Consider the following 19,166-nt stretch of genomic DNA (forward strand, 5'->3'; position numbering starts at 1 on the left):
GCCGCAGGTCACCCTCGCCGGGTACGGCTGACGGCTGCCCGGGGCAGGCTGGGAGGATCAACCGGTGCGCCCACCGGAGGAGGGACCCCTGAGCAGCCACCGCCCCGCCGCCGTGCTCTTCGACATGGACGGCACCCTGGTCGACAGTGAGAAGCTGTGGGACGTCGCGTTGCAGGAGCTCGCGGCGGTGTACGGGGGCAGCCTCTCCGACGCCGCCCGCAGGGCGATGGTCGGCACCAGCATGGCCGACTCGATGCGGCTGCTGCACGACGACCTGGGCCAGCCGCACCGGGACCCGCAGGCCAGCGCCGACTGGATCCACGAGCGGATCCTGGGACTGTTCCGTACCGGGCTGCGCTGGCGGCCCGGCGCGCTGGCCCTGCTGCGGGCGGTCCGCGCGGCCGGCATCCCGACCGCCCTGGTCACCTCCAGCGTCCGGCCGCTGGTCGAGGTCGCCCTGGATACCCTCGGGCGGGACAGCTTCGACGCGGTGGTCTGCGGCGACGAGGTCGACGAGGCCAAGCCGCACCCCGAGCCGTACCTGACGGCCGCCCGGCTGCTGGGCGTGCCGATCGCCCGCTGCGTGGCGATCGAGGACTCCCCGGCGGGGGTGGCCAGCGCGCTCGCCGCCGGCGCGGCGGTGCTGGCGGTGCCGGCGGAGGTGCCGATCGCGCCGGCGGACGGCGTACGCCAGCTGGAGAGCCTGACCGGCGCGGACGTGGAGCTGCTCTGCGCGCTGCTCGGCGAGCCGCCGGCCTGACGGCGTCGACCAGGGCCCCCCGCCACGCCGTGGGCGTTGACAGGGGGCCCGCCCTGCGCCTCAGTCGTGGGCGATCGCGCCCAGGACGTTGATCCGGGCCGCGCGGATCGCCGGCAGCACCGCGGCGACGACCCCGACCAGCGCGGCCAGCCCGAGGACGGTCCCCATCTGGGACCAGGGCAGCACCAGGTCGGTGATCCCCTCGTCCTTGAGCGCCTCCACCACGGCCGCGCCGAGGCCGATGCCGACCGCGACGCCGAGCAACGCGCCGAAGACCGAGATCACCACCGCCTCCACGGTGATCATCCGCATGGTCTGCGCGCGGCGCAGCCCGATCGCCCGCAGCAGGCCCAGCTCCCGGGTCCGCTCCAGCACCGACAGGGCCAGGGTGTTGACGATGCCGAGGACCGCGATCACGATCGCCAGCGCCAGCAGGATCTGGATCATGGTGAGCAGCGTGTCGAAGCCGCTGGTCTGCTGCTCGATGTAGCTGGCGCGGTCGGCCACCGACACCTCGGGGCTGTCGGCGACCAGCGCCTCCAGCTGCGGCTGCACCTGCGACACCGGGGTGCCCGGGGTCAGCTGCACCAGCGCCGAGAACGGCTGCGGGTTGGTGAAGGCGACGGCGGCCTCCTTCGGCAGCAGGATCGACCCGATGGACCGGTCGTCCGGCAGGATCGCCGTCACCGTGTACGTCTGCTGCCCCTCGCCGCGGGTGAGCTGGACGCTCAGCCGGTCACCCACGGACTTGCCCAGCTTCTCGGCGCCGGAGACGCTCAGCGCCACCTGGTCCGGGCGAAGGGCCGCGACGGTGCCCGACTTCGGGGTGGTGTGGTAGATCTTCGCCATCGCGGCCAGGTCGGTCACCGCGTTGACGTACGTCCGGTCGCCGTCGACGGTCGCCACGTCGTTGTAGACGCCCACCGCCGCGTTCACCCCGGGCAGCGCGGCGGCCCGGTCGACCACGGCCGGGTCGAACGTCGGCAGCCGGGGCCCCGTCTGCGCCCCGGAGATCACCAGTTGCGCGTCGACGGTGTCCTCCGCCTGGGCGGCGATGCTGGACTTGGCGGAGCCGAGGACCACCGTCACCCCGGTGACGAGGGCGATGCCGACCATCAGGGCGGCGGCGGTGATCGCCGTGCGGCGCGGGTTGCGCCCGGAGTTGAGCCGGCCCAGCCTGCCGGGCACCGACCAGGCGAACAGGGCGCCGAGCAGGGACACCACCGGACGGCTGATCAGCGGGGTCAGCAGAGCCACGCCGATGAACGACAGCAGCACCCCGCCGAGGATCACCGGCAGCGCGTTGCCGCCCGCGTTGCCGGTCAGCCCGAGGGCCAGCAGCCCACCGCCGGCGGCGGTGACCACCGCACCGGACACGGTGACCTTGGTCAGCGGGCGGTCGGGCGTGGCCACGTCCTGCATGGCGGCGATCGGCGGGATGCGGGCGGCCCGCAGCGCCGGCAGCAGCGCGGCCACCACCGTGATCACCATGCCGACGGCGAACGCGCTGACGACCGCGACCGGTGGCACGCCGACGCCGGCCAGGGGCAGCCCCCCGGCGAACCTGCCGAACAGGAACGCCAGCAGCGCGCCCACCCCGACGCCCGCGCCGAGGCCGAGGACCGAGGCGACCAGGCCGATGGCGAGCGCCTCCAACACCACCGAGCCGATGATCTGCCGGCCGCTGGCCCCGATGGCCCGCATCAGCGCCAGCTCCCGGGTGCGCTGCGCCACGATGATCGAGAACGTGTTGAGGATCAGGAACGTGCCGACCAGCAGCGCCACGGCGGCGAAGCCGAGCAGGACCTTGTTGAAGAAGGACAGGCCCTCCTTCAGGCCGGCCGACGCGTCGGCGGACAGTTGCTCGCCGGTCTTGACCTCGTACTCGGGGCCGAGCGCGCCGGCCACCTCGTCGCGCAGCGTTTCCGGCCGGACCCCGTCGGCGGCGCGCACGGCGACGCTGTTGAAGGTGTCGGGCTTGCCGAGCATCAGCCGCTGCGCCGCCGGGGTGGTGAACATGATCTCGTTCACCCCGCCCATGGAGTCCCGGTCGCCGCTGTAACCGAAGACGCCGACCAGGGTGAAGTCGCGGCGCTTGGACTCGAACGCGGTCAGCGCCCCGACCCGGTCGCCCACCTTCACCTTGGCCGCCTCGGCCAGCGCCGCGTTGACGACGATCTCGTCGTCGGCCTGCGGCGCGCGGCCCTGTCGCAGCTGTAGCAGGTCGCTCTCGCCGGTCCAGTTCTCCCCGAGCTGGGGCGGCCCGAACGAGGTGATCGCCTTGCCGTTGCTGCCGATGAGCCGGGCGCCGTCGGCGACGACCACACCAGTGGCGGTGGCCACCCCCGGGACGCCGCGGACCCGATCCACCACCGAGGCGGGGAAGGCCGGAGCAACCTGCTCGCCCTCGGCCTCGCTCACCGCGATCTTCGGCTTCCCGGCGACGTTCACGTCGATCTCGGCGTACGCGTCGGCGAACACCGCGTCGAAGGAGCGGCCGAGGGTGTCGGTGAGCACGAACGCGCCGGAGACGAACATGACGCCGAGCACCACGGCCAGGCCGGAGAGGATCAGGCGCACCTTGCGCGCCAGCAGGCTCTTGAGGGTCGCCCGGAACATCAGTTACCCACCTCGGTGGGGGTGTCGAGCTTCTTCATCGTGTCCAGCACCGTGTCGGCGGTCGGCTCGATCAGCTCGGAGACGATCTGCCCGTCGGCGAGGAAGACCACCCGGTCGGCGTACGCGGCGGCGGTCGGGTCGTGGGTGACCATGACGATGGTCTGGCCGTGCTCGCGTACCGAGTTGCGCAGGAAGTTCAGCACCTCGGCCCCCGAGCGGGAGTCGAGGTTGCCGGTCGGCTCGTCGGCGAAGATCACCTCGGGGCGGGCGACCAGCGCCCGGGCGCAGGCCACCCGCTGCTGCTGGCCGCCGGACAGCTGCGCCGGGCGGTGGTCCAGCCGGTCCCGCAGCCCGACCGTGTCGATCACCGTGTCGTACCAGGCCGGGTCCGGCTTACGCCCGGCGATCGACATCGGCAGCAGGATGTTCTCCTTCGCCGTGAGCGTGGGCAGCAGGTTGAACTGCTGGAAGATGAAGCCGACCTTGTCCCGGCGCAGCTTCGTCAGCCCGGAGTCGCCCAGCCCCGTCACGGTGGTGTCGCCGATCGACACCGTGCCCCGGGTGACCGCGTCCAGCCCGGCCAGGCAGTGCATCAGGGTCGACTTGCCCGACCCGGACGGGCCCATGATCGCGGTGAACCGTCCCCGCTCGAACTCGGCGCTCACCCCCCGCAGCGCGACGACCTGGGCCTCGCCGCTGCCGTACACCTTCCACACGTCGCTGGCCCGGGCCGCGGCCTGCGCCTGCCGGCCTACCGTCGCCGTCAAGTCATCTACCTCTTCCGTATCTGGCTGGTCGCGCGCACCGGCCCCCGCTGGTCCGGTGCGCCATGTCCTCATCCTCGGTGCCGCGCGGGTGCGATCCGTCCGACTCCGGGCGGAGTGGGGGCGGATTTCCCGCTGCGGGTGGGCCCCGATGCCGGCTCAGGGTTGTCCCCGACTGCTACCGCCCGCGACGGCGGCGCCGCCGCCGCGGTGGACGGTAGGGCGTGACGCCACGTCAGGGTCACACCACGCCCGACCGTCTCTGGTCACGGTAGGTGACGAAGGCAACGCGGGCGTCGTCCCGCCGGCGACCCCGGTGGTACGCGCGGCGCGGCAGCCGCGACCGCGCCGGCTACGCCCGCGGACGTACCAGGCCCGACTCGTACGCCAGCACGACGGCCTGCACCCGGTCGCGCAGCCCCAGCTTCGTCAGCACGTGCCCGACGTGGGTCTTGATGGTGGTCTCGCTGACCGACAGCGCCTGGGCGATCTCGGCGTTGGACAGCCCCCGGGCCACCTGGACGAGGACCTCCCGCTCGCGCTCGGTGAGCGCGCCGAGCGCCTTCGGCGGGGTGGCCGCCGGGTCGGGCAGCACGTCGGCGAAGCGGTCCAGCAGCCGCCTGAGGATCCGCGGGGCGACCACCGCCTCGCCGGCGGCGACCGTGCGGATCGCGGTGATCAGGTCCTCGGCCGGCACGTCCTTGGCCAGGAAGCCGCTGGCCCCGGCGCGCAGCGCGCCCACCACGTACTCGTCCAGGTCGAAGGTGGTCAGGATCAGCACCCGCACCGGCAGCCGGGCGTCGACGATGGCCCGGGTCGCCGCCACCCCGTCCATCCGGGGCATGCGGATGTCCATCAGCACCACGTCGGGCAGCAGCCGGCGGGACAGCTCCACCGCCTCCAGCCCGTCCCCGGCCTCGGCGACGATGTCCAGGTCGTCCTCGGAACCCAGCACCATCCGGAAGCCGGTGCGCAGCAGCGGCTGGTCGTCGGCGAGCAGGATCCGCACCGGCCGCGCCGGGCCCGCGCCCCCGGTCATCGCCTGCCCCCGTCGCGCCCGCCCCGGTCAGGTTGGTCGTGACGCGGCAGCTCCCTGGACCCTCCGCTCATCGGGCAACGGTAGCCGTCGGCGGGGCCGGATCACCGGAGCCGGCGGTGAACCCCGTCTCCTGCACAGGCAGGGGGCTCACTCGTCCGCGCCCGGGGCCGCGGGCCGCGACCGGGCGTCGACCAACGGGTCGGCCGCGCCCGCGTCGGCGGGGAACGGCGGCGGGGTGCCCCCGAAGCTGGGGCACAACGCCCGATGGTTGCACCAGTCGCAGAGCCGGCTCGGGCGAGGCCGGAAATCCTGCCGTTGCGTGGCCGCCTCGATCGCCTGCCACAGCGCCACCACCGTGCGCTCGAACCGCAGCAGCTCCTCGGCGTCCGGGGTGTAGTCGCACACCTCGGCGTCCTTGAGGTAGAGCAGCCGCAGCACGCGGGGCACCACCCCGCGGGTGCGCCACAGCACCAGCGCGTAGAACTTCAGCTGGAACAACGCGCGGGCCTCGAACGCCTCCCGGGGCGCGCCGCCGGTCTTGTAGTCGACCACCCGCAGCGCGCCGTCCGGGGCGACGTCGAGGCGGTCCAGGTAGCCGCGGATCAGCAGCTCGCCGTCGACCACGGCGGAGATCAGCGCCTCCCGCTCCGCCGGCTCCAGCCGGCGCGGATCCTCCACCGTGAAATAGCCGCGCAGCAGCCCGGCCGCCGAACGCAGGAACTCGGCCGTGCCCGCGGCGTCGGCGGCGTCGAACAGGGCGGCCAGCTCCGGCTGCTCGGCGACCAGCCGGTCCCACTGCGGGGCGACCAGGTCGCCGGCCGCCTCCGGCGTGCGGGCGGCGGCCGGCAGGTCGAACAGCCGCTCCAGCACGGCGTGCACGAGCGTGCCCCGGGCCTGCTCCACGCTGGGCCGCTCCGGCAGCCGGTCGATGCTGCGGAACCGGTAGAGCAGCGGGCAGGTCTTGAAGTCCGCCGCCCGCGACGGCGACAGCGACGCCCGGACCGTCGCCGGCACCTCCGCCGTGGCCCGCGCCTGCTGCTGATCGATCGCCGGTTCCGCCGTCATGCCCGGAAGGTTAGGCCACCGGTCCGACACCGGCCGACCCGCCGCTCCGGCCGGTGTCCGCCACCGGCCGGTCCGTAGCATCGGGACGATGGAGCAGCAGACGACCCGGCCGTCCCGCCGACCGCAGCGGCGCCTCGGCCTCACCGTCGGCCGGGTGTTCGGGGTGCCGCTGCGGCTGGACGTCTCCACGCTGCTGCTGACCCTGCTGGTCACGGTCCTGTACGCCGAGTTCGCCCGCCGCCAGCTCGAGCTGTCCCAGCTCGGCGGCTACCTGATCGGCCTCGGGTTCGTCGTCTCGCTGCTCGGCTCCGTGCTGCTGCACGAGCTCGGCCACGCGCTGACCGCCCGCCGGTACGGCATCGGTGTGCGCGGGATCACCCTGGAACTGCTCGGCGGGTACACGGAGATGGACCGCGACGCTCCCACCCCCCGGGTGGACCTGCTGGTGTCGCTGGCCGGGCCGGCGGTGTCCGCGGCGCTCGGCGCGGTCGCGGTCGCCGCCACCCTCGCCCTGCCCGACCGCACCGTGGCCGACCAGTTGGCCTTCCAGCTCGCGGCGAGCAACGTCATCGTCGCGGTGTTCAACATCCTGCCCGGGCTGCCGCTGGACGGCGGCCGGGCGCTGCGCGCCGCCGTGTGGGCGTTCACCCGGGACCGGCACACCGGCACCGAGGTGGCCGGCTGGGTCGGCCGGGCCGTCGCGCTCGGCACCGCCGCCGGGGTCGTCGTCCTCACCGTCGAGCGGGTGCTGGCGCCGCTGGCGCTGCCGCTGATGCTGCTGGTCGCGGTGACCCTGTGGCGCGGCGCCGGGCAGTCCATCCGGTTCGCCCGGATCAGCCGCCGGTTCCCGCTGATCGACCTGGCGCGGCTGGCCCGCCCGGTGCTGCCGGTGCCCACCGGCACGCCGCTGGCCGAGGCGCAGCGCCGCCGCGCCGAGAGCGGGCGGCCGGACGCGGCCCTGACCGTCACCGACGGCTCCGGGCGGCCGGTCGCCCTGGTCGACCCGGTCGCCGCCGACGCCGTACCCCCGGCGCGCCGGCCCTGGATCGCGGTCGACGCGGTGGCCCGATCCCTGGCCGGCCTGCCCACCCTCCCGGTCGGCCTCGACGGCGAGCGGGTGATGGAGACGGTGCAGACCCACCCGGGCGCACAGTACGTCGTGACGGCAGGCGAAGATGTCGTCGGCGTTCTGCACATCGCGGATCTGGCGCAGCTCCTGGAACCCGGACGGAAGACGAACACGTGACCGCACATCCCCCCGCCCTCCCGGCCGACCCCGGCACCCCGGCGTACGCCGACACCCCGGCGTCGCCGCCCGTTCACCGGGGCCCGTTCCGCCCCGGCGACCGGGTGCAGTTGACCGACCCGAAGGGGAGGATGCACACGATCACCCTGGAGCCGGGCAAGGCGTTCCACACCCACCGCGGCATCCTGGAGCACGACGCGCTGATCGGGCAGCCCGACGGCAGCGTGGTCACCACCTCCGGCGGCGGGACGGCCTTCCTCGCGCTGCGCCCGCTGCTGGCGGACTACGTGCTGTCCATGCCCCGCGGCGCCCAGGTGATCTACCCGAAGGACTCGGCGCAGATCGTGGCCATGGGCGACATCTTCCCCGGCGCGAAGGTGCTGGAGGCCGGCGCCGGCTCCGGCGCGCTGAGCTGCTCCCTGCTGCGGGCGGTCGGCACCACGGGCGAGCTGCGCTCGTACGAGTTGCGCGAAGACTTCGCCCACATCGCCCGGCGCAACGTCGAGGCGTTCTTCAACGGGCCCCACCCCGCGTGGCGGCTGCACGTCGGCGACGTCGCCGAGTGCCGCGAGACCGGCTTCGACCGGATCATCCTGGACATGCTCACCCCGTGGGAGATGCTCGACATGGTCGAGCGGGCGCTGCTGCCCGGCGGGGTGCTCATCGGGTACGTCGCCACCACCCCGCAACTGTCCGAGCTGGTGGAGGCGCTGCGCGAGCGCGGCGGCTGGACCGAGCCGCGGGCCTGGGAGTCGCTGGTGCGCGACTGGCACGCCGAGGGCCTGGCGGTGCGCCCCGACCACCGGATGATCGCGCACACCGCGTTCCTCGTCTCCGCCCGCAAGCTCGCCCCCGGCGTCACCGCCCCGCCGCGGCGGCGCAAGCCGAGCAAGGGCGCCGAGGCGTACGCGCAGCGGCGGCAGGCGTTGCGGGAGGCCGAGACGGCCCGGCAGGCGGTCGCGGCGCCGGCCGCCGAGGCAGAGGCCCCGGTGGCGCCGTGAGCGCGGGGGCTGAGCGGGTTCTGCGGGCCGCGCGGCGCGAACCAAGATGCCGCGGTGAGCGTGAGGAGTGAGTGGGGTTGCTAGCCCCGCAGTCGGGAGCCGGGGAGGCGGCATGAGCGAGCGCAGCGAGGTGCCGGCATGAGCCAGCCGGGCTACGGCGGTCAGGACGTGCCGGCGGTGTTTCCCGACTGGTCGCCGTACCAGGACCTGGAGTCGGCGGCGCGGGCGTACCTGCGGGACCCGGACATCGCGCTGGAGGCCCTCGGCGGGGTGCTGCGCGGCGCGTCCGTGCTGGGCTTCACCCTGGAACGCTTCGTCAACGAGGTCAACGGGGTGTGGCAGGAGGTGGTGGTCTGCGACGGCAGCCGCCTCGTGCTCTGGCACGGCGAGGACGTGCCGCCGGGGGAGGGGCCGCCCGGGTCGATGACGTCGTCGCTGCGGGTGGTGCCGGTCTCCACCGTCACCGAGGTGGGCTGCCGGCGGCGGCTCACCCGGGCCGACAGCGGCGCGGTCCGCGTCGACAGCATCGACGTGTACCTGCTGCTCACCTCGCTGGACGAGGCGCCGCCGGGCGACGAGGTCGTCGGCGCGCCCCGGCACGACGCGCTGCGCTTCGGCAAGACCCTCGACGACGGCGGGGCCGGGCAGATCGCCCGACTGGAGGAGTTCGCCCGGCTGGTCGCCTCGGTGGTCGGCCGTCCGGTGCTCTGAACGGCTCACCCCGCCGTCCGGCGGGCGGCGGGGGTGGGAACGCCTCCTCGTCCGGGCGGATCAGTCCTCGGCGTCCGGGCCGGCCACCTCGACGCCGTCGCCGGCGCGCACCACGTGGATGCACTCGCCCGGGCACTCCTTCGCCGAGTCGATCACCTCGAGGCGCAGGTGCTCGGGCACGTCCACCCGGCTGCCGGGGGTCAACCGCAGCTCGCCGTCGGCACCCTTGACGTAGGCCAGACCGTCGACGTCGAACTCGAAGACCTCCGGCGCGTACTGCACGCACAGCCCGTCGCCCGTGCACAGGTCCTGATCCACCCAGACCTGAAGCTCGTCCGTCGCGACCTCGGCCACCGGCGCACCCCCCATGTTCTCCCGTCCCACGCCCTGACGGTACCCGAACGCCCGGACCAGCCCCTCCGGCCACCCGCGCCGATCAAGGTTCGGTGATGAGGGCGTTGCGTGGGGCCGAATCGGCCTCACAGCGGCTAGTGTTAGGGCAGAACGTTCAAGCCCCCCGGGGAGGTGGGACGTGGCACGCAGCGACGACGCGGACTCGCGCGCCGCACGGTGGGAGAAGGAGGCCCACGATCTCTCCACGCAGGTCGCGTTCCTTCAAGAGGAACTCGCTCTGGTGCGGCGCAAGTTGACCGAAAGCCCCAGACACGTCCGGCAGCTCGAGGAGCGGCTGGCGGCCACCCAGGCCCAGTTGGCGCGGCTGACCGAGAACAACGAACGGCTCGTGAGCACCCTCAAGGAGGCGCGGGCGCAGATCGTGACGCTCAAGGAGGAGATCGACCGCCTTGCGCAGCCGCCGAGCGGTTACGGTGTCTTCCTGGCGCGGCACGACGACGGCACGGTGGACATCTTCACCGGCGGTCGCAAGCTGCGGGTGGCCGTCTCACCCTCGCTCGACGCGACGGAGTTGAAGCGCGGCCAGGAGGTCCTGCTCAACGACGCGCTCAACATCGTCGACGCGTTCGGCTACGAGCGGGTCGGCGAGGTGGTCATGCTCAAGGAGGTGCTCGCCGGCCCCGGCGGCGCCCCGGGCGACCGGGCGCTGGTGGTGTCCCACTCCGACGAGGAGCGGATCGTGCACCTCGCCGACTCCCTGATCGGCTCGCCGATCAGGGCCGGCGACTCGCTCATGATCGAGCCCCGCTCGGCGTACGCGTACGAGCGGATTCCCAAGAGCGAGGTCGAGGAACTGGTCCTGGAGGAGGTGCCCGACGTCGACTACACCGACATCGGCGGCCTCCACGCGCAGATCGAGCAGATCCGCGACGCGGTGGAACTGCCCTTCCTGCACGCCGACCTGTTCCGGGAGCACCAGCTCCGCCCGCCCAAGGGCATCCTGCTCTACGGGCCGCCCGGCTGCGGCAAGACCCTGATCGCCAAGGCGGTGGCCAACTCCCTGGCTAAGAAGATCGCCGAGAAGCGGGGCGAGGAGAAGCACACCAGCTTCTTCCTCAACATCAAGGGCCCGGAGCTGCTCAACAAGTACGTCGGCGAGACCGAGCGGCACATCCGGCTGATCTTCCAGCGGGCCCGGGAGAAGGCCGGCGAGGGCACCCCGGTCATCGTGTTCTTCGACGAGATGGACTCGGTGTTCCGCACCCGCGGCTCCGGCGTCTCCTCGGACGTGGAGAACACGATCGTCCCGCAGTTGCTCAGCGAGATCGACGGCGTGGAGGGGCTGGAGAACGTCATCGTCATCGGCGCCTCCAACCGGGAGGACATGATCGACCCGGCCATCCTGCGCCCGGGCCGGCTCGACGTGAAGATCAAGATCGAGCGGCCGGACGCCGAGGCGGCCAAGGACATCTTCTCCAAGTACATCCTGTCGGGCCTGCCACTACACGCCGACGACCTGGCCGAACACGGCGGCGACCCCAACGCCACCGTCGCCGCCATGATCGACGCCGTGGTGCTGCGGATGTACTCCGAGACCGAGGAGAACCGCTTCCTCGAGGTCACCTACGCCAACGGCGACAAGGAAGTCCTCTACTTCAAGGACTTCAACTCCGGCGCGATGATCCAGAACATCGTCGACCGGGGGAAGAAGATGGCCATCAAGGAGTTCCTCACCTCCGGGCGCAAGGGGCTGCGCCTGCAGCACCTGCTCGACGCCTGCGTCGACGAGTTCCGGGAAAACGAGGACCTGCCCAACACCACCAACCCCGACGACTGGGCCCGCATCTCGGGGAAGAAGGGCGAGCGGATCGTCTACATCCGCACGCTCGTCTCCGGCGGCAAGGGCGCCGAGGCCGGCCGGTCGATCGAGACCGCCAGCAACACCGGTCAGTACCTGTAGGACAGCGGCACGCCCCGGGGCCCGCGACCACCCGTCGCGGGCCCCGTCGCGTCTCCGCCCGCCGGCGACACCCGATCGCCGGCATGCCCGCCGTGCCCCCACACCGCGTGGCGCCGACTACGCTCGACGTGACGGGGGACCGGGTCGGGCGAGTGGAGCGGTAGGTCGATGAGCGTTAGACGGATCATGGGCACCGAGGTCGAGTACGGCATCTCTGTGCCCGGCCAGGCCGGGGCCAACCCGATGGTCACCTCCTCTCAGGTGGTCAACGCGTACGGGGCGCGCCCCGAGCTCAACCGCGGCGGCCGGGCCCGCTGGGACTACGAGGAGGAGTCGCCGCTGCGCGACGCTCGCGGCTTCACCTACTCCGGCGCCGCGTACGACCCGGCCGAGGCCCTCGCCGACGAGGACCTGGGCCTGGCCAACGTCATACTCACCAACGGCGCCCGGCTGTACGTCGACCACGCCCACCCCGAGTACTCCACCCCCGAGGTCACCAACCCCCTCGACGTGGTGCGGTGGGACAAGGCGGGCGAGCGGGTGATGGCCGAGGCGGCCCGGCGGGCGGCCACCATCCCGGGCACCCAGCCCATCCACCTGTACAAGAACAACACCGACAACAAGGGCGCCAGCTACGGCGCACACGAGAACTACCTGATGCGCCGGCAGACGCCGTTCGCCGACATCGTGGCGTACCTGACGCCGTTCTTCGTCACCCGGCAGATCGTCGCCGGCGCGGGCCGGGTCGGCATCGGCCAGGACGGCGGCCAGAGCGGCTTCCAGATCTCCCAGCGCGCCGACTTCTTCGAGGTCGAGGTGGGGCTGGAGACCACCCTCAAGCGGCCCATCATCAACACGCGCGACGAGCCGCACGCCGACGCCGACAAGTACCGGCGGCTGCACGTGATCATCGGCGATGCCAACCTGTCGGAGATCTCCACGTACCTGAAGGTCGGCACCACCGCGCTGATCCTCACCATGATCGAGGAGAAGGCCCTCGGGCCGGACCTCGGCATCGCCGACCCGGTCTCGGAGCTGCGCGCGGTCAGCCACGACCCGTCGCTGAAGCACCTGATGCGGCTGCGCGACGGGCGCCGCCTGACGGCCCTGGACGTGCAGTGGGCGTACTTCGAACGGGTGAAGTCCTTCGTGGACGACCGGTACGGCGCCGACGCCGACGAGCAGACGGTGGACGTGCTCGCCCGCTGGGAGAGCGTGCTGGACCGGCTCGGCCGCGACGCCTTCCTGTGCGCCGATGAGCTGGACTGGGTGGCGAAGCTGCGGCTGCTGGAGGGCTACCGGGAGCGGGAGAAGCTGGGCTGGGGCGCGCACAAGCTCCAACTGGTCGACCTGCAGTACTCCGACGTCCGGCCGGAGAAGGGGCTCTACCACCGGCTGGTGTCCCGCGGGGCGATGAAGACGCTGCTGGCCGAGGAGCAGACCCGTACCGCGATGACGGAGCCGCCGGAGGACACCCGGGCCTACTTCCGGGGCCGCTGCCTGGCGCAGTACGCCTCGGAGGTGGTCGCCGCGAGCTGGGACTCGGTCATCTTCGACGTGGGCCGGGAGTCGCTGGTGCGGGTGCCGATGATGGAACCCGAGCGGGGCACCCGCAAGCACGTCGGCGCGCTGTTCGACCGGTGCGTCAGCGCCAAGGATCTGCTGGAGACGCTGACGGGCGGCTGAGCCGTCGCCGACGCGGGCCCGCCGCGCGCCGGAAGCCGGCGCGGGGCGGGCTTTTCGTCGTCTCCGCGAGGTAAGTTCGTCGGAGACGATCGTGGAGGAGGCAGCAATGGCCACTCGTGACAGCGGCGGGCAGTCGCAGTCGGGCAAGTCCCGGCAGGGCGAGGAGATCGAGGACGTCACCACCGAGGCGAACCCGGAGGTCGCCGAGCGGCACGCCGAGATCACCGAGGACGTCGACGACCTGCTCGACGAGATCGACTCCGTCCTGGAGGAGAACGCAGAGGAATTCGTGAGGGGTTATGTCCAGAAAGGGGGAGAATAGGGTAGAATGTCCGATTTGTCTAGCGAATCGGACAAGACCTGCCCGCAGTGCCAGCGCCTGTTGCCCGCGACGGAGTTCCATCGCAACCGGCGGCGGGCCGACGGGCTCGCCTTCTACTGCAAGTCCTGCGCGGTGGCCCGCTCGGAGGCGAGCCGCCGCAAGCGCGGGATCGGCCCGCAGCGGAAGACGGCCGTCGCGGTGCCCGGCGGGATGAAGTGGTGCCCGGACTGCGACCAGGTCAAGCCCCTCGAGGACTTCCCCCGCACGAGGAAGGCCAGTGGCCGGCACAGCTACTGCAAGCCCTGCCACAACGCCCGCGGCAAGGAGACGGCGCAACGGCTCTACGGCGGCACTCGCGAGTACCACCTGCGGCGGCGCTACGGGATCGGGGAGAAGGAGGTCCAGGAGCTCCTCGCCGAGCAGGGCGGCGTCTGCGCGGTCTGCGGCGACCCCGATCCGGAACATGTGGACCACGATCATCGCACCGGCTGGGTGCGCGGGATACTCTGCTTCAACTGCAACGGTGGTCTTGGCCAGTTCCGTGACAGTCCTACGAGGCTGGCCAGGGCGATCACGTACCTGAGAGGAACCACGTGGCAGCGGGTTTTGATCCATCCGGGCGTCTACCAGATGTGTTCACCAACGCGGGGACGTCCTCCTTCACAGCGTTCCTGAGCAAGGTGGCCCCCGAGATGCTGCCCGGCCGCCGGCCGCTGCCGCCGGGCATGGCCGCCGACCTGGCGCCGCACGCGACCACCATCGTGGCCATCTCGGCCGCCGGTGGCGTGGTGATGGCCGGCGACCGCCGGGCCACCATGGGCAACCTGATCGCCCAGCGGGACATCGAGAAGGTGCACCCGGCGGACGCGTACTCGCTGGTCGGCATCGCCGGCACGGCGGGCATCGGCATCGAGCTGATGCGACTGTTCCAGGTGGAGCTGGAGCACTACGAGAAGATCGAGGGCGCGATGCTCTCGCTCGACGGCAAGGCCAACCGGCTGGCCTCGATGATCCGCGGCAACCTCGGCGCGGCGATGCAGGGCCTCGCGGTCGTCCCGCTCTTCGCCGGCTTCGACCTGGCCGCCGGCGACCCGGCGAAGGCCGGCCGGATCTTCAGCTTCGACGTCACCGGCGGTCCGTACGAGGAGACCGGCTACGACGCGATCGGTTCCGGCTCGTTGTTCGCCAAGTCGGCGCTGAAGAAGCGGTTCCGCGCCGGGCTGTCGGTCGACGACGCGGCGCGGCTCGCGGTCGAGGCGCTCTACGACGCGGCCGACGACGACACGGCGACCGGCGGCCCGGACCTGACCCGCCGGATCTACCCGGTGGTCATGACGGCGACGGCGGAGGGCACCCACCGGCTCACCGACGCCGAGACGGCCGCGATCGCCGAGGCCGTGGTCTCCGGCCGGATGGAGAACCCGGGCGGCTGAGCCGTCCCGTCCGCACCCTGTCAGCAGTCGTCAGCACAGCTCCCTAAGGAGAACCGCCGCCGTGGCCATGCAGTTCTACGCCTCGCCCGAGCAGATCATGCGCGACCGCTCCGAGCTGGCCCGCAAGGGCATCGCCCGGGGGCGCAGCGCGGTGGTCCTGAGCTACGAGGGCGGGGTGCTCTTCGTCGCGGAGAATCTGTCCAGCACCCTGCACAAGGTCAGCGAGATCTACGACCGGATCGGCTTCGCGGCCGTCGGCCGGTACAACGAGTTCGAGAACCTGCGTCGCGCCGGCGTCCGGATGGCCGACCTGAACGGCCTGAGCTACGACCGGCGTGACGTGACCGGTCTGGCGCTGGCCAACGCGTACGCGCAGACCCTCGGCGCGATCTTCACCGAGCAGTCGAAGCCGTTCGAGGTGGAGATCTGTGTGGCCGAGGTGGGCGCGACGCCGGAGAAGGACGCGCTGTACCGGCTGACGTACGACGGGTCGGTCAATGACGAGCCGGGCCGGATGGCGATGGGCGGGCAGGCCGAGGCGATCTCCGGCGTGCTCAAGTCGGAGCACCGGGCCGACATGTCGCTCGGCGAGGCGGTCAAGGCGGCCGTGAAGGCGCTGGGCAGCGTCGGCGGCGAGGGCGGGGCGGCCCGTACGATCGCCGCGAACCAGCTGGAGGTGGCGGTCCTGGACCGGCGCCGGGTGGGGCGTACGTTCCGGCGGATCACCGGGGCGGCGCTGACCGCGCTGCTGGACGGCGACTCCGCGCCGGAGTCGGCGCAGGAGCGCCCGGAGACCCCGGCGACGCCGACGGAGGAGGCGAAGAAGCCGACCACGTCGGCCGGCTCGGCGGACCTGGAGGGCCAGGCCGAGTAGCCGCCGCGCCGTTCCGCGCGGGCGCGACCGGCGCCCTTTGGTCGTCTGACGGGGGAGGAGACAACACGCCGAGGCGTGCCCTCCTCCACCTCAGGCGGTCGAGGGGCGCCGTCTTTCGGTCACGCGGAGCGTGCCCGCCGGTGACGGGCCGTTGTGGTCCGGTGCGTTCAGCGCTGCCCAACTGGGGCCTCGGAAGGCTAATGTCACATCATGGAGCGGCGAATCTTCGGCCTCGAGACCGAGTACGGCGTCACCTGTACCTACCGCGGGCAGCGGCGGCTGTCCCCTGACGAGGTTGCCCGGTACCTGTTCCGCCGCGTGGTGTCGTGGGGCCGGTCGAGCAACGTGTTCCTGCGCAACGGCGCCCGGCTCTACCTGGACGTCGGGTCGCATCCGGAGTACGCGACGCCGGAGTGCGACTCGGTGGTGGACCTGGTGGCGCACGACCGGGCGGGCGAGCGGATCCTGGAGGGGCTGCTCGTCGACGCGGAGAAGCGGCTGCACGACGAGGGCATCGCCGGTGAGATCTACCTGTTCAAGAACAACACCGACTCGGCCGGCAACTCGTACGGCTGCCACGAGAACTACCTGGTCTCCCGGCACGGGGAGTTCGGCCGCCTGGCGGACGTGCTGATCCCGTTCCTGGTCACCCGGCAGTTGATCTGCGGTGCGGGCAAGGTGCTGCAGACCCCGCGCGGGGCGGTGTACTGCCTGTCGCAGCGGGCCGAGCACATCTGGGAGGGCGTGTCGTCGGCGACCACCCGGAGCCGGCCGATCATCAACACGCGGGACGAGCCGCACGCGGACGCGGAGCGGTACCGGCGGCTGCACGTCATCGTCGGCGACTCGAACATGAACGAGGTCACCACGCTGCTGAAGGTCGGCTCCGCGGACATCGTGCTGCGGATGATCGAGGCGGGGGTGGTGATGCGGGACCTGACGCTGGAGAATCCGATCCGGGCGATCCGCGAGGTGTCGCACGACATCACGGGCCGGCGTAAGGTGCGGCTGGCCTCCGGCAAGGAGGTCAGCGCGCTGGAGATCCAGCAGGAATACCTCGCGAAGGCGACGGAGTTCGTGGAGCGCCGGGGCGGGGATCAGACGGCCAAGCGGGTGGTGGAGCTGTGGGGCCGGGTGCTGCGTGCGGTGGAGACCGGTGACCTGGAGCCGGTGTCCCGGGAGATCGACTGGGTGACGAAGCTGCGGTTGATCGAGCGGTACCAGCGCAAGCACGACCTGCCGTTGTCGCATCCGCGGGTGGCGCAGATGGACCTGGCGTACCACGACCTGCGGCGCGGCCGTGGCCTGTACGGGCTGCTGGAGCGGCGCGGGGAGGTGGACCGGGTGGCCACCGATCCGGAGATCTTCGAGGCCAAGGAGACGCCGCCGCAGACGACGCGGGCGCGGCTGCGGGGTGAGTTCATCCGGCACGCGCAGGAGAAGCGGCGCGACTTCACGGTGGACTGGGTGCACCTGAAGCTCAACGACCAGGCGCAGCGCACCGTGCTCTGCAAGGACCCGTTCCGGGCGTACGACGAGCGGGTGGAGCGGCTGATCGCGAGCATGTGACCGTCGGCGGTCCCCGTCCCGCGGTGCTGATCACGGCGGGCGGGGCCGCACGGGTACGCTGGCCGTGCCATGACGACGTCTGAACCTCCCGGCCGGGGCCGGAACGCCGAGAAGCCGACCTGGGTGGAGCGCCGCCGCGAGAAGATCCGTGCCGAGGTCGAGCGGAATCGGCGCGGCGAGTACACGGTGCCGACCTGGGTGCTGGCGGTGGCGTTGGTGCTGATCGTCGGCGCCTGGCTGGCGTTGATCTTCCTGGCCTGACGGTCCGGGTCGCTGTTCGCCGGACGCGGACCCGCGTGTTCGCAGGCCGCGGACCTGCGCGGCCGGCGCTCGGCGCGGACGGCGCGATCTCGACGTGGCGTGCCGCGGCCGGCGCCGCCCGGTCAGCGGATCAGGGCGGCGGCGTGCCGGCCGGCGGCCGCGGCGGCCAGGAAGTACGCGTGGTCGGCGTCGAGCCCCCGGCCCATGGTGGACAGCGGCACGGCGCTGGCACGCAGCGCGGCGTCGAGTCCGTCGGTGGGCACCCGGACGAGGCGGTGCCGGGCGGCGAGGGGCGCGAGGGCGGCGTCGACGTCGCGGGCCAGCGCCGGGTCCAGGCCGTCGGGCACCACCAGGTCCGCCGGGGCGAGGGCGACCCGGCCGTACGCGGTGAGGCTGTGGTGGGACACCCCGCGGTGCCGGGGGCGGGGGTCGGCGGCGGAGATGCGCAGCGAGCCGACGGGCCGCCCGCCGAGGGTGGCGACGGCGTTGACGGCCTCGCCCACGGCCACGCCGGAGTAGCCCCAGCGGGTGCCGGTGCCGAGGTTGCCGGGCCCCTGGGCGAGGATCACCACGTCGGCGGCGAGCACGTGCCGGGCGGCCAGCAGGCCGCTGTGCACGGTGGTGGCCTCCAGGTCCCCGCCGAACGCCTGCCCGACGCTGACGGTGCCGACGAGGTGGTCGCGCAGCCTGTCGAGGGTGCGGGAGAACCAGGCGGGCAGGGCCCCGCCGTCGGTGAGCAGGTACGCGACCCGCGCGTCGGGGGCGTCGGCGCGGATCCCGGCGAGGATGGCCGGGAGGGCGGAGTGCAGGTCGGCGGTGACCACGGGCAGGCCGGCGAGGTCGTCGGCGGCGGCGAGGACGTCCCGGTGGGGGCTGGCCTCCTCGTCGACGCCGAGCAGGATCGGCTGCAGGGGGGTGTAGCGGGCCTTTACCAGGTGCCCGGCGTCGCGGGTGTCGCCGGCCTGGGGCGGGTCGGGGGGCAGCCGGTCGGGCAGGGCCACGACGAGGGCGTACCCGCCGGTGCCGAGGCCCATCAGCAGCGCGCCGGCGTTGAGCAGGACCCGGTCGCCGGGTTCGGGCGAGCCGACCAGCTCCGGGTACGCCAGGGCGCGCATCGTCGTGCCGTCGGCGAGCCGTACGTCAAGCTCCACCGCGCCGGTCCACGCCCGCCGCAGGGTTGTCACGGTTCCGGACCGCCATCGCACCATGGTGCGAAACGCTATCGGCGGCGGGTGCGGTGTCAGGCGGAGGGGTCCTGGGTGTGGCGGGCGCGGCGGGCCCGGGTGCCGAGGCGCGACGGGGTGGGGTCAAAGACTGCTTCGTGTCCCATCATTGATTCTCATCTTTCATATGGGATCATCGGTGGGTGAAGTTGTCCGAGTGGGCGCGTCGGAACGGTGTGCACTACCAGACTGCGTGGTCATGGGCGAAGAACGGGCGGATGCCCGTGCCAGTGGTGAAGACCGACACCGGCCGATACCTCGTCCTCGAACCGGCCGCGG

General features: G+C 72.7%; 18 protein-coding genes. 12 read left to right on the forward strand and 6 right to left on the reverse strand.

What is annotated here, in order from left to right:
* Positions 1-112 precede the first annotated feature (112 nt).
* Complete coding sequence (locus ABGB16_RS26270) at positions 113-760, forward strand: HAD family phosphatase (RefSeq protein ID WP_347670778.1); 648 nt, start codon at positions 113-115, stop codon at positions 758-760.
* 60 nt (positions 761-820) lie between these two features.
* Here ABGB16_RS26270 and ABGB16_RS26275 read toward each other — a convergent pair whose 3' ends face one another.
* From ABGB16_RS26275 to ABGB16_RS26290, 4 genes are all read right to left on the reverse strand, one after another.
* Positions 821-3,379, reverse strand: coding sequence for an FtsX-like permease family protein (locus ABGB16_RS26275; protein ID WP_347670763.1), 2,559 nt, complete (start codon positions 3,377-3,379; stop codon positions 821-823).
* Positions 3,379-4,146, reverse strand: a complete 768-nt coding sequence (locus ABGB16_RS26280) for an ABC transporter ATP-binding protein (RefSeq protein WP_347670764.1) — start codon at positions 4,144-4,146, stop codon at positions 3,379-3,381. The genes ABGB16_RS26275 and ABGB16_RS26280 overlap by 1 nt, the downstream gene beginning before the upstream one ends.
* A 349-nt stretch (positions 4,147-4,495) precedes the next feature.
* On the reverse strand, positions 4,496-5,182 hold the full coding sequence (locus ABGB16_RS26285; RefSeq protein ID WP_347670765.1) for a response regulator transcription factor: 687 nt from the start codon (positions 5,180-5,182) through the stop codon (positions 4,496-4,498).
* 147 nt (positions 5,183-5,329) lie between these two features.
* Complete coding sequence (locus ABGB16_RS26290; RefSeq protein WP_347670766.1) at positions 5,330-6,247, reverse strand: PD-(D/E)XK nuclease family protein; 918 nt, start codon at positions 6,245-6,247, stop codon at positions 5,330-5,332.
* Positions 6,248-6,335: 88 nt separating this feature from the next.
* Between ABGB16_RS26290 and ABGB16_RS26295 the strand changes: the two genes are divergently transcribed.
* The 3 genes from ABGB16_RS26295 (at position 6,336) to ABGB16_RS26305 (ending at position 9,205) form a co-directional block, all read left to right on the forward strand.
* A complete protein-coding gene (locus ABGB16_RS26295; RefSeq protein WP_347670767.1) occupies positions 6,336-7,493 on the forward strand; it encodes a site-2 protease family protein in 1,158 nt (385 codons plus the stop codon).
* The gene (locus ABGB16_RS26300; RefSeq protein WP_347670768.1) at positions 7,490-8,494 is read left to right on the forward strand and encodes a tRNA (adenine-N1)-methyltransferase; all 1,005 of its coding nucleotides are present in this window, start codon (positions 7,490-7,492) and stop codon (positions 8,492-8,494) included. The genes ABGB16_RS26295 and ABGB16_RS26300 overlap by 4 nt, the downstream gene beginning before the upstream one ends.
* Before the next feature lie 138 nt (positions 8,495-8,632).
* A complete protein-coding gene (locus ABGB16_RS26305) occupies positions 8,633-9,205 on the forward strand; it encodes a hypothetical protein (protein ID WP_347670769.1) in 573 nt (190 codons plus the stop codon).
* A gap of 60 nt (positions 9,206-9,265) precedes the next feature.
* Here the strand turns inward: ABGB16_RS26305 and ABGB16_RS26310 are convergent, their stop codons facing one another.
* Positions 9,266-9,559 (reverse strand): ferredoxin, encoded by a 294-nt coding sequence (locus ABGB16_RS26310; RefSeq protein ID WP_347670779.1) that lies wholly within the window; start codon positions 9,557-9,559, stop codon positions 9,266-9,268.
* 178 nt (positions 9,560-9,737) lie between these two features.
* On the opposite strand from ABGB16_RS26310, the gene arc reads away from it, so the two are divergent.
* The 8 genes from arc to ABGB16_RS26350 all read left to right on the forward strand — a co-directional run bounded on the left by arc (position 9,738) and on the right by ABGB16_RS26350 (position 17,664).
* Positions 9,738-11,519 (forward strand): proteasome ATPase, encoded by a 1,782-nt coding sequence (gene arc, locus ABGB16_RS26315; RefSeq protein WP_145776163.1) that lies wholly within the window; start codon positions 9,738-9,740, stop codon positions 11,517-11,519.
* A gap of 168 nt (positions 11,520-11,687) precedes the next feature.
* Positions 11,688-13,205: a depupylase/deamidase Dop gene (dop, locus tag ABGB16_RS26320; protein ID WP_347670770.1), complete on the forward strand. Its 1,518-nt coding sequence runs from the start codon at positions 11,688-11,690 to the stop codon at positions 13,203-13,205.
* 106 nt (positions 13,206-13,311) lie between these two features.
* Positions 13,312-13,527: a ubiquitin-like protein Pup gene (locus tag ABGB16_RS26325; protein WP_088993750.1), complete on the forward strand. Its 216-nt coding sequence runs from the start codon at positions 13,312-13,314 to the stop codon at positions 13,525-13,527.
* A gap of 6 nt (positions 13,528-13,533) precedes the next feature.
* On the forward strand, positions 13,534-14,202 hold the full coding sequence (locus tag ABGB16_RS26330; RefSeq protein WP_347670771.1) for an endonuclease VII domain-containing protein: 669 nt from the start codon (positions 13,534-13,536) through the stop codon (positions 14,200-14,202).
* Positions 14,121-14,960, forward strand: coding sequence for a proteasome subunit beta (gene prcB, locus ABGB16_RS26335; protein WP_347670772.1), 840 nt, complete (start codon positions 14,121-14,123; stop codon positions 14,958-14,960). Before ABGB16_RS26330 ends, prcB begins: the two co-directional genes overlap by 82 nt.
* 61 nt (positions 14,961-15,021) lie before the next feature.
* On the forward strand, positions 15,022-15,834 hold the full coding sequence (gene prcA / locus ABGB16_RS26340) for a proteasome subunit alpha (RefSeq protein WP_347670773.1): 813 nt from the start codon (positions 15,022-15,024) through the stop codon (positions 15,832-15,834).
* A 210-nt stretch (positions 15,835-16,044) separates the two neighbouring features.
* Complete coding sequence (gene pafA / locus ABGB16_RS26345; RefSeq protein WP_347670774.1) at positions 16,045-17,403, forward strand: Pup--protein ligase; 1,359 nt, start codon at positions 16,045-16,047, stop codon at positions 17,401-17,403.
* 69 nt (positions 17,404-17,472) lie between these two features.
* A complete protein-coding gene (locus ABGB16_RS26350; protein WP_347670775.1) occupies positions 17,473-17,664 on the forward strand; it encodes a hypothetical protein in 192 nt (63 codons plus the stop codon).
* A gap of 122 nt (positions 17,665-17,786) precedes the next feature.
* On the opposite strand, the gene ABGB16_RS26355 is transcribed toward ABGB16_RS26350, so the two are convergent.
* Positions 17,787-18,872: a DUF3866 family protein gene (locus ABGB16_RS26355; RefSeq protein WP_347670776.1), complete on the reverse strand. Its 1,086-nt coding sequence runs from the start codon at positions 18,870-18,872 to the stop codon at positions 17,787-17,789.
* Between the last annotated feature and the right edge of the window lie 294 nt (positions 18,873-19,166).

This window comes from Micromonospora sp. B11E3 (assembly GCF_039871625.1).
GTDB lineage: Bacteria > Actinomycetota > Actinomycetes > Mycobacteriales > Micromonosporaceae > Micromonospora.

Coding starts and splice junctions, on each gene's coding strand:
- ABGB16_RS26325 (WP_088993750.1), top strand. CDS start 13,312: ATGGCCACTCGTGACAGCGGCGGGCAGTCGCAGTCGGGCAAGTCCCGG.
- ABGB16_RS26305 (WP_347670769.1), top strand. CDS start 8,633: ATGAGCCAGCCGGGCTACGGCGGTCAGGACGTGCCGGCGGTGTTTCCC.
- ABGB16_RS26285 (WP_347670765.1), bottom strand. CDS start 5,182: ATGACCGGGGGCGCGGGCCCGGCGCGGCCGGTGCGGATCCTGCTCGCC.
- dop (WP_347670770.1), top strand. CDS start 11,688: ATGAGCGTTAGACGGATCATGGGCACCGAGGTCGAGTACGGCATCTCT.
- ABGB16_RS26295 (WP_347670767.1), top strand. CDS start 6,336: ATGGAGCAGCAGACGACCCGGCCGTCCCGCCGACCGCAGCGGCGCCTC.
- ABGB16_RS26290 (WP_347670766.1), bottom strand. CDS start 6,247: ATGACGGCGGAACCGGCGATCGATCAGCAGCAGGCGCGGGCCACGGCG.
- pafA (WP_347670774.1), top strand. CDS start 16,045: ATGGAGCGGCGAATCTTCGGCCTCGAGACCGAGTACGGCGTCACCTGT.
- ABGB16_RS26355 (WP_347670776.1), bottom strand. CDS start 18,872: ATGGTGCGATGGCGGTCCGGAACCGTGACAACCCTGCGGCGGGCGTGG.
- ABGB16_RS26330 (WP_347670771.1), top strand. CDS start 13,534: ATGTCCGATTTGTCTAGCGAATCGGACAAGACCTGCCCGCAGTGCCAG.
- ABGB16_RS26350 (WP_347670775.1), top strand. CDS start 17,473: ATGACGACGTCTGAACCTCCCGGCCGGGGCCGGAACGCCGAGAAGCCG.
- ABGB16_RS26275 (WP_347670763.1), bottom strand. CDS start 3,379: ATGTTCCGGGCGACCCTCAAGAGCCTGCTGGCGCGCAAGGTGCGCCTG.